At 62.0% G+C, this 15,013-nt stretch carries 11 protein-coding genes and 1 tRNA gene; 2 read left to right on the top strand and 10 right to left on the bottom strand.

Going from position 1 to position 15,013, the window contains the following annotated elements; all coding sequences use genetic code 11:
- Positions 1-45: 45 nt before the first annotated feature.
- Entirely contained in the window at positions 46-486 is a 441-nt protein-coding gene (locus B552_RS0105365) for a hypothetical protein (protein WP_019447985.1), read from the top strand.
- A complete protein-coding gene (fabD, locus tag B552_RS0105360) occupies positions 487-1,425 on the top strand; it encodes an ACP S-malonyltransferase (RefSeq protein WP_019447984.1) in 939 nt (312 codons plus the stop codon).
- A 106-nt stretch (positions 1,426-1,531) separates the two neighbouring features.
- Here the strand turns inward: fabD and rpoC are convergent, their stop codons facing one another.
- From rpoC to B552_RS0105310, 10 genes are all read right to left on the bottom strand, one after another.
- Entirely contained in the window at positions 1,532-5,773 is a 4,242-nt protein-coding gene (rpoC, locus tag B552_RS0105355; protein WP_019447983.1) for a DNA-directed RNA polymerase subunit beta', read from the bottom strand.
- Positions 5,774-5,891: 118 nt separating this feature from the next.
- Complete coding sequence (gene rpoB / locus B552_RS0105350; protein ID WP_019447982.1) at positions 5,892-9,998, bottom strand: DNA-directed RNA polymerase subunit beta; 4,107 nt, start codon at positions 9,996-9,998, stop codon at positions 5,892-5,894.
- Between the two features lie 438 nt (positions 9,999-10,436).
- The gene (rplL, locus tag B552_RS0105345; RefSeq protein ID WP_019447981.1) at positions 10,437-10,811 is read right to left on the bottom strand and encodes a 50S ribosomal protein L7/L12; all 375 of its coding nucleotides are present in this window, start codon (positions 10,809-10,811) and stop codon (positions 10,437-10,439) included.
- Between the two features lie 60 nt (positions 10,812-10,871).
- A complete protein-coding gene (rplJ, locus tag B552_RS0105340) occupies positions 10,872-11,393 on the bottom strand; it encodes a 50S ribosomal protein L10 (RefSeq protein ID WP_019447980.1) in 522 nt (173 codons plus the stop codon).
- Positions 11,394-11,788: 395 nt separating this feature from the next.
- Positions 11,789-12,484 (bottom strand): 50S ribosomal protein L1, encoded by a 696-nt coding sequence (gene rplA / locus B552_RS0105335; RefSeq protein WP_019447979.1) that lies wholly within the window; start codon positions 12,482-12,484, stop codon positions 11,789-11,791.
- Positions 12,485-12,916, bottom strand: a complete 432-nt coding sequence (gene rplK, locus B552_RS0105330) for a 50S ribosomal protein L11 (RefSeq protein ID WP_019447978.1) — start codon at positions 12,914-12,916, stop codon at positions 12,485-12,487.
- Between the two features lie 163 nt (positions 12,917-13,079).
- Positions 13,080-13,661 (bottom strand): transcription termination/antitermination protein NusG, encoded by a 582-nt coding sequence (nusG, locus tag B552_RS0105325; protein WP_008649197.1) that lies wholly within the window; start codon positions 13,659-13,661, stop codon positions 13,080-13,082.
- Positions 13,662-13,671: 10 nt separating this feature from the next.
- On the bottom strand, positions 13,672-14,052 hold the full coding sequence (secE, locus tag B552_RS0105320) for a preprotein translocase subunit SecE (protein WP_019447977.1): 381 nt from the start codon (positions 14,050-14,052) through the stop codon (positions 13,672-13,674).
- A 59-nt stretch (positions 14,053-14,111) separates the two neighbouring features.
- Positions 14,112-14,187: transfer RNA gene (locus B552_RS0105315), tRNA-Trp, on the bottom strand.
- An 82-nt stretch (positions 14,188-14,269) separates the two neighbouring features.
- Positions 14,270-15,013 (bottom strand): EF-Tu/IF-2/RF-3 family GTPase (locus B552_RS0105310; RefSeq protein ID WP_019447976.1); only part of this gene is annotated, 744 nt, incomplete at its 5' end.

The following is a 15,013-nucleotide window of genomic DNA, read 5'->3' as shown; positions in this document are numbered from 1 at the left end:
TCTCGCGTCCCTCAATGGAATCTTTCAGGAAAGGAATGTTGCGCAATGCTGATTCGAAATCTGATGCTGATCTCGTCGGTATGCAGTTTGCTGGCCGCTCTGCTTCACGTCTACATCATCGTCAAGGGGCCATGGGCGTATCGATTCTTTGGCGCCGGCGAAACACTGGCCACCATGGCGGAGCGAGGCTCGTGGCTTCCTGGTCTGCTGACAGCCGGCATTACCGTGGTGTTCCTCGTCTTTGCTGCCTACTTCGCGGCTGGCGCCGGCCTGTTTCCTTCGTTGCCCTACATGCGAGTTGCGCTGATCGGTATTGCGGCGGTCTACACGCTGCGCGGCGCATTGCTGTTGCCCGTATGGCTGGCCGGCACCCGGATTTCGGCGTTTGATCTCTGGTCCTCGCTAGTGTCATTGGGTATCGGCCTGCTTCACTGTGCGGCGGTGGTGCTTTGGCTGCGCGCATGCGAAACAACGCGGAGCGCGTAAATGACCCGCGCTCCTCTCATCGCCGCCGTGTTCCCGGGACAGGGATCGCAATCCGCAGGCATGCTCGCGCCGTGGCAGGGGGACCGCTTGGTGGTCGACACCATGACGGAAGCATCCGATGCATTGGGGCTGGATCTTTGGCAACTGAGCGAAGCCGGGGATGCGGCAGCGTTGGCGCTCACGATCAACACCCAACCGCTGATGGTTGCCGTGTCTGCGGCATTGTGGAGGGCATGGCGACAGCGCTGCACCAGGCGCATCGCATTTGCGGCCGGGCACAGCGTTGGCGAACTCGGCGCGCTCGTAGCGGCGCAATCGCTATCGCTTTCGGACGCCATGCGCATCGCGCGGCGACGTGCTCTCGCGATGAGCGCCGCGGTAGCGGAAGGCACGGGTACGATGGCCGCCGTGCTTGGACTCGACGATGCAACTGTGCAGCAGTTGTGCACGCGCTGCGCGGAAGACGGCGTTCTGGAGCCGGTCAACTACAACGCACCGGGTCAGGTGGTGGTCGCTGGCCATGTATCGGCCATCGAGCGACTCAAGTCCGCAGCGCGCGATGCCGGGGCGAAGATGGTCTTCATGCTGCCTGTCAGCGGTCCGTTCCATAGCTCCTTGATGCAGCCGGCTGCCAGCGCTCTTGCGATGGCGCTCGACATGATCGATGTTCGCCCGCCAGCTCTGCCGGTGCTGCATAACAGCAGCATGGCGGTGGCAACCGCCGCGTCGATCAAGCCGGAGCTTGTCGCGCAGTTGACCAGCCCGGTGCGTTGGACCGAAACCGTGAATCGCATGACGGCCGCCGGGGCATCGCACGTGCTTGAAGTGGGGCCGGGTGAGGTGCTGACCGGCCTGTGCAGACGCATCGCGCCACGGATCACGGCATGGCCACTCGCCACACCGCAAGGCATGGATGCGGCGGCACGCGCGCTCGGCTGACCTGCTCCTGACATGAGCAGGTCAGGCGCCTGATCGTACGGACGAAAAAAAACCCGGCTCGGGGAGCCGGGTTTTTCTACTACTGAACTACTGAGCGTGACGCGCTTCAGACTGCGTCGCCCTCGCCTTCGGTCGCTTGCACCACCGGCGGCTCGATGAAGAGCGACTGCTCTTCTTCGGTGATCGCCTGGGCGCGTTCGCGCTCGGAGGCCTCGCGTGCCTTGCGGGCACGGTGGTAGGCCAGGCCGGTACCAGCCGGGATCAGACGACCCACGATCACGTTTTCCTTCAGACCACGCAGGTCGTCGGTCTTGCCCATGATCGCGGCCTCGGTCAGCACGCGCGTCGTTTCCTGGAACGATGCAGCCGAGATGAAGCTGTCGGTCGACAGCGACGCCTTGGTAATACCCAGCAGCAGGTTTTCGTGCACCGCCGGACGCTTGCCATCGGCGATCACGCGATCGTTCTCGTCAAGCAGATCCGAACGCTCCACCTGTTCACCCGGGATGAACTTGGTATCGCCAACATCGGCGATCTGCACGCGGCGCAACATCTGACGAACAATCACTTCGATGTGCTTGTCGTTGATCTTCACGCCCTGCAGACGGTACACGTCCTGCACTTCGTCCACGATGTAGTGCGCCAGTTCCTCGATGCCCTTCAGACGCAGGATGTCGTGCGGGTCCGCCGGACCTTCCACGATCATTTCGCCCTTGTTCACCACCTGGCCGTCGTGCACCAGCACCTGCTTTTCCTTGGCGATCAGGAACTCGTGGGCGTTGCCGTCCAGGTCCGTAATCACCAGGCGCTGCTTGCCCTTGGTGTCCTTGCCGAACGACACGGTACCGGTGACTTCCGCCAGCACGGCGGCGTCCTTCGGCGAACGTGCTTCGAACAGCTCGGCCACACGCGGCAGACCACCGGTAATGTCACGGGTCTTCTGCGATTCGGTCGGGATACGTGCAAGCACTTCACCCACGTGAACCTGCTGGCCGTCCTTCACGGTAATCAGCGCGCCCACCTGGAAGCCGATGGTCACGGAATGGTCCGTGCCCGGGATCTTCACTTCCTGGTTGTTCGCGTCGAGCAGCTTCACCTGCGGGCGCAGACCCTTGGTGGCAGCCGTACGGCGCTTGGCGTCGATCACCACGAGGGTCGACAGGCCGGTGACTTCGTCCATCTGCTTGGCGACGGTCACGCCTTCTTCCACGTTCTCGAACTTGATCGTGCCCGAGTACTCGGAAACGATCGGACGAGTCAGTGCGTCCCACGTGGCCAGTTGCGTACCAGCCTTGATGGCCTGGCCGTCCTGCACCAGCAGCGTGGCGCCGTACGGGATCTTGTGGCGCTCGCGCTCGCGGCCATGGTCGTCCATGATCAGTGCCTCGCCCGAACGCGAGATCACGATCAGTTCGCCCTTGGCGTTCGTCACGTAACGCATGGTCACCGTGAAGCGGATCGTGCCGGTCGCCTTGGCTTCCACGCTCGATGCCACTGCCGCACGCGATGCCGCACCACCGATGTGGAACGTACGCATGGTCAGCTGGGTACCCGGCTCACCGATCGACTGTGCAGCGATCACGCCCACCGCTTCGCCCGAGTTCACCAGCACACCGCGGCCGAGGTCACGGCCGTAGCACTTGGCGCACAGGCCGTAGCGCGTGTCGCACGACAGCGGCGTACGGACCTTGACTTCGTCCACGCCGATGTTGTCGATCAGTTCGACCAGGTCTTCGTCCAGCAGCGTGCCCGTTTCGATCGCGGTTTCCTGGGTTTCAGGATTCACGACATCGGCCACCGTCACACGACCCAGGATACGGTCGCGCAGCGCTTCGATCACTTCACCGCCTTCGACCAGGGCCTTCATGGCCACGCCGTTGGAGGTGCCGCAATCGTCTTCCACCACGACCAGATCCTGCGTCACATCGACCAGACGACGGGTCAGGTAACCCGAGTTTGCGGTCTTCAGTGCCGTATCGGCCAGACCCTTACGGGCGCCGTGGGTCGAGATGAAGTACTGCAGAACGTTCAGGCCTTCACGGAAGTTCGCCGTAATCGGCGTTTCGATGATCGAGCCATCCGGCTTGGCCATCAGGCCACGCATACCAGCCAGCTGACGAATCTGGGCCGCGCTACCGCGAGCACCCGAGTCCGCCATCATGTAGATCGAGTTGAACGATTCCTGCTTGACGGTGTTGCCGTTACGGTCGACCACGTCTTCGTGCTGGAGCTGCTCCATCATCGCCTTGCCCACCTGGTCACCAGCGGCGCCCCAGATGTCCACGACGTTGTTGTAACGCTCCTGGTCCGTCACCAGACCGGACATGTACTGCTTGTCGTATTCCTTCACCTTGGCAGCAGCGTCGGAGATGATCTTCTCCTTCTGCGGCGGCACCAGCATGTCGTCGATGGCGATCGAGATACCGGCGCGCGTTGCCAGGCGGAAGCCCGACTGCAGCAGCTTGTCGGCGAAGATCACGGTTTCGCGCAGACCGCACTTGCGGAACGCCGTGTTGATCAGGCGCGAGATTTCCTTCTTCTTCAGCGGCTTGTTCAGCACCGAGAACGGCAGGCCCTTCGGCAGGATCTCGGACAGGATCGCGCGGCCGACCGTAGTGGCCTGCAGCGTGATCTTCGGTGCGAAACGGGCGTCGCCGTCGGCATCCTTGTTCACGAGTTCGTACTCGGTGATCCGCACGTTCACGCGCGAAGCGAGTTCGACTTCCTTGTTCTCGTAGGCGCGCAGGACTTCGCTGATGTCAGCGAAGGTCATGCCTTCACCCTTGCCGTTGATCTTGTCGCGGGTCGTGTAGTACAGACCCAGCACCACGTCCTGCGACGGCACGATCGACGGATCGCCGTTGGCCGGGAACAGCACGTTGTTCGAAGCCAGCATCAGCGTGCGGGCTTCCATCTGGGCTTCCAGCGACAGCGGCACGTGAACGGCCATCTGGTCACCGTCGAAGTCGGCGTTGAACGCCGCGCAGACCAGCGGGTGCAGCTGGATGGCCTTGCCTTCGATCAGCACCGGCTCGAACGCCTGGATACCCAGACGGTGCAGCGTCGGGGCACGGTTCAGCATCACCGGATGCTCGCGGATCACCTCTTCGAGGATGTCCCACACCACCGGCGTCTGGCTTTCCACTTCCTTCTTGGCAGCCTTGATCGTCGTGGCGATGCCCATCGTTTCCAGCTTGTGGAAGATGAACGGCTTGAACAACTCCAGGGCCATCAGCTTGGGCAGACCGCACTGGTGCAGCTTCAGCGTCGGCCCCACCACGATCACCGAACGGCCCGAGTAGTCCACGCGCTTGCCCAGCAGGTTCTGACGGAAACGACCGCCCTTACCCTTGATCATTTCGGCCAGCGACTTCAGCGGACGCTTGTTCGCGCCGGTCATCGCCTTGCCGCGACGGCCGTTGTCCAGCAGCGAGTCGACGGCTTCCTGCAGCATGCGCTTTTCGTTGCGCACGATGATTTCAGGGGCCTTCAGCTCCAGCAGGCGCTTCAGACGGTTGTTACGGTTGATGACGCGGCGATACAGGTCGTTCAGGTCCGACGTTGCGAAACGGCCGCCATCGAGCGGAACCAGCGGACGCAGTTCGGGCGGCAGCACCGGCAGCACTTCCAGGATCATCCATTCCGGCTTGATGCCCGAACGCTGGAACGCCTCGAGCACCTTCAGGCGCTTGGCGAACTTCTTGATCTTGGCTTCGGAACCGGTGGCCTGCAGCTCGGCGCGGATCTGTTCGATCTGCTTCTCGATATCGATGCCGCGCAGCAGTTCACGGATGCCCTCGGCACCCATCATCGCCACGAATTCGCCTTCGCCGTACTCATCGCACTTCGCGATGTAGTCGTCTTCCGACATGATCTGGCTCTTCTTGAGCGGGGTCATGCCGGGTTCCAGCACCACGAACGCTTCGAAGTACAGCACGCGTTCGATGTCGCGCAGCGTCATGTCGAGCACCATGCCCAGACGCGACGGCAGCGACTTCAGGAACCAGATGTGAGCGGTCGGAGCGGCCAGTTCGATGTGGCCCATGCGCTCGCGGCGCACCTTGGCCAGCGTCACTTCCACGCCGCACTTCTCGCAGATCACGCCGCGGTGCTTCAGGCGCTTGTACTTGCCGCACAGGCACTCGTAGTCCTTGATCGGGCCAAAGATCTTGGCGCAGAACAGACCATCGCGTTCCGGCTTGAACGTACGGTAGTTGATCGTTTCCGGCTTCTTCACTTCACCGTACGACCACGAACGGATCTTCTCGGGCGAGGCCAGGCCGATCTTGATCGCGTCGAACTGCTCTTCCTGCTGTACCTGCTTAAAGAGATCGAGCAATGCTTTCATTGCAACTCCTTGTTTCGCCGCCGGCCCGGAGTCTGTCCGGGGCAGCGGCATTCAATCCTGTGGGGAAACCTGCTCTGGTGGGTACCGGCCGCAGCCGGTACCCGCATCCATCCGTGGATCAGTAGCGATCCAGGTCGATGTCGATACCCAGCGAGCGGATTTCCTTCACCAGCACGTTGAACGACTCCGGCATGCCGGCATCGATCGAGTGCTCGCCCTTGACGATGTTTTCGTACACCTTCGTACGGCCGTTCACGTCATCGGACTTGACCGTCAGCATTTCCTGCAGCACGTACGACGCGCCATAGGCTTCCAGTGCCCACACTTCCATCTCACCGAAACGCTGGCCACCGAACTGGGCCTTACCGCCCAGCGGCTGCTGCGTCACCAGCGAGTACGGGCCGGTCGAGCGGGCGTGCATCTTGTCGTCGACCAGGTGGTGCAGCTTCAGCATGTGCATCACACCCAGCGTGACCGGACGCTCGAACGCTTCGCCGGTGCGGCCGTCGTGCAGCGTGACCTGCTGCTTCGATGCGGTCAGGCCGCGCTCGCGTGCGATCTCGTCCGGGTAGGCCAGGTCGAGCATGCGGCGGATTTCGTCTTCATGCGCGCCATCGAACACCGGCGTGGCGAACGGCACACCCTTCTTCAGGTTGGTGGCCAGTTCCAGCACTTCGGCGTCGGACAGGCTGTCCAGGTCTTCCGGCTTGCCGCTCTCGTTGTAGATCTGAGCGAGCAGTGCGCGAAGTTCCTGTGCCTTGGCCTGTGCCTTGAGCATGTCGCCGATGCGCTGGCCCAGACCGCGAGCGGCCCAGCCCAGGTGGGTTTCCAGAATCTGGCCCACGTTCATCCGCGACGGCACGCCCAGCGGGTTCAGCACGATGTCTGCCGGCGTACCGTCAGCCATGTACGGCATGTCTTCGATCGGGACGATCTTCGACACCACACCCTTGTTACCGTGACGGCCGGCCATCTTGTCGCCAGGCTGCAGGCGGCGCTTCACGGCCAGGTACACCTTGACCATCTTGATCACGCCCGGCGGCAGTTCGTCGCCCTGCGTCAGCTTCTTGCGCTTCTCTTCGAAGGCCAGGTCGAACTCGTGACGCTTCTGCTCGATGGCTTCCTTCACGGCCTCGAGCTGGGCGGCCACTTCCTCGTCGGCCGGACGAATGTCGAACCAGTGGTACTTGTCCAGATCGGCCAGGTACTCGCGGGTCAGCTTGGCGCCCTTGGCCAGCTTCTTCGGACCGCCGTTGACGGTCTTGTCGAGCAGCAGGCGCTCCAGACGCTGGAACGCATCGCCTTCCACGATACGGAGCTGGTCGTTCAGGTCCAGGCGGTAACGCTTCAGTTCGTCGTCGATGATCGACTGGGCACGCTTGTCGCGCGTCACGCCTTCACGCGTGAAGACCTGCACGTCGATCACGATACCGCTCATGCCCGACGGCACGCGCAGCGACGTGTCCTTCACGTCAGAAGCCTTCTCGCCGAAGATTGCGCGCAGCAGCTTCTCTTCCGGCGTGAGCTGGGTTTCGCCCTTCGGCGTTACCTTGCCCACCAGCACGTCACCGGCTTCCACTTCGGCGCCGATGTACGTGATGCCCGACTCGTCCAGACGCGCCAGTTGCGCTTCGGCCAGGTTCGAGATGTCGCGCGTGATTTCCTCGGGTCCGAGCTTCGTGTCACGGGCAACGACCGACAGTTCCTCGATGTGGATCGAGGTATAGCGGTCTTCGGCCACCACACGCTCCGAGATCAGGATCGAATCCTCGAAGTTGTAGCCGTTCCACGGCATGAACGCGACCAGCATGTTCTGGCCCAGAGCCAGCTCGCCCAGGTCGGTCGAGGCGCCGTCAGCGATCACGTCGCCGCGGGCAACGATATCGCCAACCTTCACCATCGGACGCTGGTTGATGTTGGTGTTCTGGTTCGAACGCGTGTACTTGATCAGGTTGTAGATGTCCACGCCGACTTCACCGGCCACGGCTTCGTCGTCGTTCACGCGGATCACCACGCGCATCGCGTCGACGTAGTCGACCACGCCGCCACGCATCGCCTGCACGGCCGTACCCGAGTCAACGGCCACGGTGCGCTCGATGCCGGTACCAACCAGCGGCTTGTCCGGACGCAGGCAAGGCACGGCCTGACGCTGCATGTTCGCGCCCATCAGTGCACGGTTCGCGTCATCGTGTTCGAGGAACGGCACCAGCGAAGCTGCGGCCGACACGATCTGCGACGGCGCCACGTCGATGTACTGCACGCGGTCCGGGGTGACCATACGCGTTTCACGCTCGGAACCTTCACGCGCCGACACCAGTTCGTCGGTCAGGTTGCCTTCGGCGTCAACGGTAGCGTTGGCCTGGGCCACCACGTACTTGCCTTCCTCGATGGCCGACAGGTAGTCCACCTGGTCGGTCAGCTTGCTGTTCTCGACCTTGCGGTACGGCGTTTCCAGGAAGCCGTACTCGTTCAGGCGAGCGTACAGAGCCAGCGAGTTGATCAGACCAATGTTCGGACCTTCCGGCGTTTCGATCGGGCACACGCGGCCATAGTGGGTCGGGTGCACGTCACGGACTTCAAAGCCGGCGCGCTCGCGCGTCAGACCACCCGGGCCAAGGGCCGAAACACGGCGCTTGTGGGTAATTTCCGACAGCGGGTTGGTCTGGTCCATGAACTGCGACAGCTGCGACGAACCGAAGAACTCGCGAATCGCCGACGAAATCGGCTTCGAGTTGATCAGGTCGTGCGGCATCAGGTTCTCGGTCTCGGCCTGGCCCAGACGCTCCTTCACGGCGCGCTCGACGCGCGACAGGCCGGCACGGAACTGGTTTTCGGCCAGTTCGCCGACGCAACGCACGCGACGATTGCCCAGGTGGTCGATATCATCGACTTCGCCCTTGCCGTTACGCAGGTTCACCAGGATCTTGATCGTTTCGAGGATGTCCTCGTCCTGCAGCACCATGCTGCCCTCGCCGCTCGGGCGCGACAGACGGCTGTTGACCTTCATGCGGCCAACGCGCGACAGATCGTACGATTCTTCGCTGTAGAACAGGCGCTGGAACAGCGCTTCGACGGCGTCCTCGGTCGGCGGCTCGCCCGGGCGCATCATGCGGTAGATGGCGATACGCGCGGCCGTCTGGTCGGCGGTATCGTCCACACGCAGCGTTTGCGAGATGTACGGGCCCTGGTCCAGATCGTTCGTGTACAGCGTCTGGATGTCCTTGACGCCGGCTTCGCGCAGGTTTTCCAGCAGCGACTCGGTCAGCTCGTCGTTGGCGTTGGCGATCACCTCACCGGTATCCGGATCGATGATGTTCTTGGCCAGCACGCGGCCCAGCAGGTAGTCTTCCGGCACGCTGATCAGCTTGGTGCCGGCGGAGTCCAGGTCGCGGATGTGCTTGGCGTTGATCCGCTTGTCCTTCTCCACGACCACGCGGCCGTTCTTGTCGACGATGTCGAAGCGCGCGACTTCACCGCGCAGGCGCTCGGGCACGAACTCGAGTTGTGCGCCTTCGCTCTGCAGCGTGAAGTTGTCGAACACGAAGAAGTGGGCCAGGATCTGTTCCGGCGTCAGGCCGATCGACTTCAGCAGGATCGTCACCGGCATCTTGCGGCGGCGGTCAACGCGGAAGTACAGGATATCCTTCGGGTCGAATTCGAAGTCGAGCCACGAGCCACGGTACGGGATGATCCGTGCCGAGAACAGCAGCTTGCCCGAGCTGTGCGTCTTGCCCTTGTCGTGCTCGAAGAACACGCCCGGCGAACGGTGCAGCTGGCTGACGATGACACGCTCGGTGCCGTTGATCACGAAGGAACCGGTCGAAGTCATGAGCGGGATTTCGCCCATGTAGACTTCCTGTTCCTTCACTTCCTTCACCTTGCCCGGGTTCTCGCGATCATTGATGATCAGGCGAACCTTCGCGCGCAGTGCCGAGTGGAACGTCAGGCCACGCTGCTGGCATTCCTTGACGTCGAACGGCGGGTTGGACAGGTGATACGAGACAAACTCCATACGGGCAAGCCCGTTATGGGAGGAGATAGGGAAAATCGCGTTGAAAGCGGCCTGCAGGCCCTCGGTCTTACGACGCGCGGGCGGCGTATCCTCTTGCAAGAACTGGGTGTAGGATTCAATCTGCGTGGCAAGCAGGAATGGAACCTGATGAACAGTCGCACGCTTCGCAAAGGATTTGCGAATGCGCTTCTTTTCGGTGAAGCTGTACGCCATGGGATCTCCGAATCATCGCAGGGCTGGCTGGACCTGGCCGGCACCTGAGGTGTTCAGCGACTGGGAGGGGATTTGGCGGTTGGCCGCTACCAACCTCTGGCTGACGGTGCCCGCACGCTGCGGGCGGTGTGGTCATTGCACGGCGCAATGCCTGTACTCGCCCGGGGGACACCCGACCAAACTTGTCTTCTGCAGTCGGTTCAGAAGACAAACATCAGCAACCACCTAGTGTGCCACTGATGTTTGGCTTCTGCTAAGGCAGCGAATAATTGTCGCTTGCCAAGCATCTTATGCCGCACTTCTTGGCGCATTTCGCGCACCTTTGCGCCTTTTGGGTGCACTGTCAAACACACCCCACAGAAGCGCAAAAAGGCTGGCGCCGGGAATTTCCCTTTGCCAGCCCCATCCGCGTGCCCCAGAGGGCACGCGTGGTACCACTTACTTGACGTCGGCCTTTGCGCCAGCGTCTTCCAGCTTCTTCTTCGCGTCGGCGGCAGTAGCCTTGTCCACGCCTTCCTTGACGGGCTTCGGTGCGCCATCGACCAGGTCCTTGGCTTCCTTCAGACCCAGGCCGGTGATTTCGCGCACGGCCTTGATCACGCCAACCTTGTTCGAGCCAACTTCGGCCAGAATCACGTTGAACTCGGTCTGTTCTTCAGCAGCGGCGGCACCGCCAGCGCCCGGAGCAGCAGCCACAGCCATGGCAGCAGCCGACACGCCAAACTTCTCTTCGAACGCCTTGACCAGGTCGTTCAGTTCCATCACGGACATCGCGCCTACGGCTTCCAGGATGTCGTCTTTAGTGATTGCCATTTGGATTACTCCTACTAGATTTGATTCGGGATCGGTAATGCGATCTGTCTATGCAACGGCTCAGGCGGCCGGAGCTTCCGCTTCCGCGGGAGCACCTTCTGCCTTCTTGGCGGCCAGTGCAGCCAGCAGACGGGCAAAGCCCGACACCGGTGCCTGCATCACGCCAAGCAGCTGAGCGATCAGTTCGTCACGGCTCGGGATCGAAGCCAGGGCCTTCACGGCGCCAGCATCGAGAACGTTGCCGTTATACGACCCTGCGCGCAGGACCAGCTTGTCGTTGGTCTTGGCAAAGTCGTTCAGAACCTTGGCCGAGGACACTGCATCTTCGGAAATACCGTAGATCAGCGGACCGGTCATCTGCTCTGCGAGGCCTGCAAACGGCGTACCTTCGACAGCACGGCGAGCCAGCGTGTTCTTCAGAACGCGCAGGTACACGCCTTGCTGACGAGCGGCGGCACGCAGCTTGGTCAGATCGCCAACCGTGATGCCGCGATATTCGGCCACGACGATGGTCTGGGCCTTGGCGACTTGCGCCGAAACCTCAGCAACGACGGCCTTCTTATCTTCAATATTGAGTGGCACGGTTAAGCTCCAAAACGATGCGAATACACCAGGCGAACCTGGCACAAACACATCAGTCCAAACGAACGGCGTCCGATTGGCCCGAATCACCCGGGTCATGCCCGGCTTCATCAATCCCTTCGGGTGCGCCATCTGCGCTGGCGGGACGGCTGTCGTCGGGGCATGCCCCGCACGTGCCGACCGATTAAGTCCACGCTGCCAGACTACGGCGGTGTGAACACCAGCGGTCTTTGATAACCAGCGGCATCTGCCTGCGCTCATCGCACGGCCGAGGCCACTGCCCAAAGCCATCCTCCATCGCCTTCCGGCGCCGGAGACGACCCCGGCAATGCCGGGATCTTCAATTCCTGCCCTGGCCGGTGTTATCGGGATCCGGTCAGGTGATTGCCGTCAGCTCAGGCCGACAGCGAGGTCTGTTCGACGCGAACGCCAACGCCCATCGTGGACGACACGGCGATCTTGCGCAGGTACACACCCTTGCTCGTTGCCGGCTTGGCCTTGACCAGGGCGTCCAGTAGGGCGCTCAGGTTGCTCTTCAGCGCGGCGTCTTCGAACGAGCGACGGCCAATGGTGGCGTGGATGATACCGGCCTTGTCGACACGGAATTGCACCTGACCAGCCTTGGCGTTCTTCACAGCCTGGGCCACGTCCGGCGTCACGGTGCCAACCTTCGGGTTCGGCATCAGGCCGCGCGGGCCGAGGATCTGGCCCAGCGTACCGACGATACGCATCGTGTCCGGCGAAGCGATCACGACGTCAAAGTTCAGGTTACCGGCCTTCACTTGCTCGGCCAGGTCTTCCATGCCAACGATGTCAGCACCGGCAGCCTTGGCGGCTTCAGCCTTTTCGCCCTGAGCGAACACGGCCACGCGAACCGACTTGCCGGTACCAGCCGGCAGCACCACGGAACCACGCACCACCTGGTCCGACTTCTTGGCGTCGATGCCCAGTTGCACGGCAACGTCGATCGACTCGTCGAACTTCGCCGAAGCGCAGCTCTTCACCAGGCCCAGGGCCTCGTCGATCGGGTAGAACTTGGTACGCTCGATCTTCGCCTTGTTGGCGGCGACGCGCTTGGAAACCTTAGCCATTTACAGACCCTCCACGGTGATGCCCATCGAACGCGCCGAACCAGCGATCGTACGCACGGCGGCGTCGAGGTCAGCGGCGGTGAGGTCAGCGTTCTTGGCCTTGGCGATTTCTTCAGCCTGGGCACGGGTGATCTTGCCAACCTTGTCGGTGTGCGGCTTGGGCGAACCCTTGGTGATGCCTGCTGCCTTCTTGATCAGCACGGTCGCCGGCGGCGACTTCATCACGAAGGTGAAGCTCTTGTCGGCGAAGGCGGTAATCACCACCGGCACCGGCAGACCAGGTTCCATACCCTGGGTCTGGGCGTTGAACGCCTTGCAGAACTCCATGATGTTCAGACCACGCTGACCCAGTGCGGGACCAACGGGCGGGGAGGGATTTGCTTTACCAGCCGGGATTTGCAGCTTGATAAAGCCAACGATCTTCTTGGCCATCTTTACTCCAATCCGGATCCGTTCCTTCGGGAATCAGATCCTGTTGAGTCGTAACGCGCTGTCGTTGTACCGCTTGGCACAACCTCGCGCTCCTCTTGGGCTCGCTTTCGCTTGCCCTATCCTGGCTGCCGCCTTCCTTACGGAGCGCAGCAGCCAAAAATACTTAAACCTTCTCGACCTGACCGAACTCGAGTTCGACCGGCGTAGCGCGCCCGAAGATCGTGACCGTCACGCGCAGGCGCGACTTTTCGTAGTTCACTTCTTCGACGTTGCCGTTGAAATCGGTGAAAGGACCGTCCTTGACGCGAACCATTTCGCCCACTTCGAACAGCGTCTTGGGACGCGGCTTCTCGACCCCTTCCTGCATCTGGGTCATGATCTTGTCGACTTCCCGCTGGGAAATCGGGCTCGGACGGTTGCGTGCACCGCCCACGAAACCGGTCACCTTGCTGGTGTTCTTCACCAGGTGCCAGGTCTCATCGGTCATTTCCATTTCCACCAGCACATAGCCGGGGAAGAAACGACGCTCGGTGACCGACTTGTGGCCGCCCTTGATCTCGACGACTTCTTCCGAGGGCACCAGGATGCGGCCGAACTTGTCCTGCATCTCGGCGCGCTCGATGCGCTCCTGCAGCGCGCGCTGCACACTCTTCTCCATGCCGGAGTAGGCGTGCACCACATACCAGCGCTTCTTCGACGAAGGCGATTCCGCGGCCGTGGTTTCCTGCTGAGCGTTATCCGTCATGTGCTACCTCTTATTTCCAGCCCAGCACGAGGGAGAAAATCACCCACTCGATGAGCTTGTCAGCCGACCACAGGAACAGCGCCATGATTACGACGAACGCAAACACGAGCCCGGTCATCTGGCCGGCTTCCTTGCGCGTCGGCCATACGACCTTGCGAACTTCCCGATACGATTCACGGGCAAAACCCACGAAGTCCTTGCCCGGTGCCGACACCAGCGCCACAACAACGCCTAGCGCGATACCGGCAAACAGCGCGGCGCCTCGCACGTACGAGGGCTGCTGTGCGAGCACGTAGAAGCCGATGACCCCGGCAACCACCAGGAGCACCGCTACGCCAAGCAGCCACTTGCCACTGGAGGCGCCTACGGTTTCGACATTGGGATTGGCCATGTTTCGCAAACGAGACTAAGCCGCGTCACGATTATTCCTCGCGACGCGGCTGATTAATTTGGCAGGGGCAGAGGGAATCGAACCCCCAACCTTCGGTTTTGGAGACCGACGCTCTGCCAGTTGAGCTATACCCCTAAAACTACTTTGGGGTTGGCATAGCCAACCCCTCTGGCAAACGAACGCAGCCGGTTGGTGCTGCGTTCGCCAGTTCGACTAATTAGTCGAGGATCTTTGCCACAACGCCGGCGCCGACGGTACGGCCACCTTCGCGGATAGCGAAGCGCAGACCTTCTTCCATGGCGATCGGGGCGATCAGCTTGACGGTGATCGACACGTTGTCACCCGGCATTACCATTTCCTTGTCCTTCGGCAGCTCGATCGAGCCAGTCACGTCGGTCGTACGGAAGTAGAACTGCGGGCGGTAGTTGTTGAAGAACGGCGTGTGACGGCCACCTTCGTCCTTCGACAGGATGTACACCTCACCGGTGAAGTGGGTGTGCGGCTTGATCGAACCCGGCTTGCACAGCACCTGGCCGCGCTCGACGTCTTCGCGCTTCGTGCCGCGCAGCAGCAGACCCACGTTGTCGCCAGCCTGACCCTGGTCCAGCAGCTTGCGGAACATTTCCACGCCCGTGCAGGTGGTCTTGACCGTCGGACGGATACCGACGATTTCGATTTCTTCACCGACCTTCACCACGCCACGCTCGATACGGCCGGTCACCACGGTACCGCGGCCCGAGATCGAGAACACGTCTTCCACCGGCATCAGGAACGTACCGTCCACAGCGCGCTCCGGCGTCGGGATGTACGTGTCCAGTGCGTCGGCCAGGCGCATGATCGCCTGCTCGCCCAGGTCGCCCTTGTCGCCTTCCAGCGCCAGCTTGGCCGAACCCTTGATGATCGGGGTGTCGTCGCCCGGGAAGTCGTACTTCGAGAGCAGCTCGCGCACTTCCATTTCCAC

Origin of the sequence: Cupriavidus sp. BIS7 (genome assembly GCF_000292345.1) — a bacterium.
In the GTDB taxonomy this organism is placed as follows: Bacteria; Pseudomonadota; Gammaproteobacteria; order Burkholderiales; family Burkholderiaceae; genus Cupriavidus.
This window is presented reverse-complemented; position numbering and strand designations above follow the sequence as displayed.

Excerpts from the sequence above, each read along its gene's own strand:
- B552_RS0105365 (WP_019447985.1), top strand. The coding sequence starts at position 46 with ATGCTGATTCGAAATCTGATGCTGATCTCGTCGGTATGCAGTTTGCTG.
- rplK (WP_019447978.1), bottom strand. The coding sequence starts at position 12,916 with ATGGCCAAGAAGATCGTTGGCTTTATCAAGCTGCAAATCCCGGCTGGT.
- fabD (WP_019447984.1), top strand. The coding sequence starts at position 487 with ATGACCCGCGCTCCTCTCATCGCCGCCGTGTTCCCGGGACAGGGATCG.
- rplA (WP_019447979.1), bottom strand. The coding sequence starts at position 12,484 with ATGGCTAAGGTTTCCAAGCGCGTCGCCGCCAACAAGGCGAAGATCGAG.
- nusG (WP_008649197.1), bottom strand. The coding sequence starts at position 13,661 with ATGACGGATAACGCTCAGCAGGAAACCACGGCCGCGGAATCGCCTTCG.
- rplL (WP_019447981.1), bottom strand. The coding sequence starts at position 10,811 with ATGGCAATCACTAAAGACGACATCCTGGAAGCCGTAGGCGCGATGTCC.
- secE (WP_019447977.1), bottom strand. The coding sequence starts at position 14,052 with ATGGCCAATCCCAATGTCGAAACCGTAGGCGCCTCCAGTGGCAAGTGG.
- rpoB (WP_019447982.1), bottom strand. The coding sequence starts at position 9,998 with ATGGCGTACAGCTTCACCGAAAAGAAGCGCATTCGCAAATCCTTTGCG.
- rpoC (WP_019447983.1), bottom strand. The coding sequence starts at position 5,773 with ATGAAAGCATTGCTCGATCTCTTTAAGCAGGTACAGCAGGAAGAGCAG.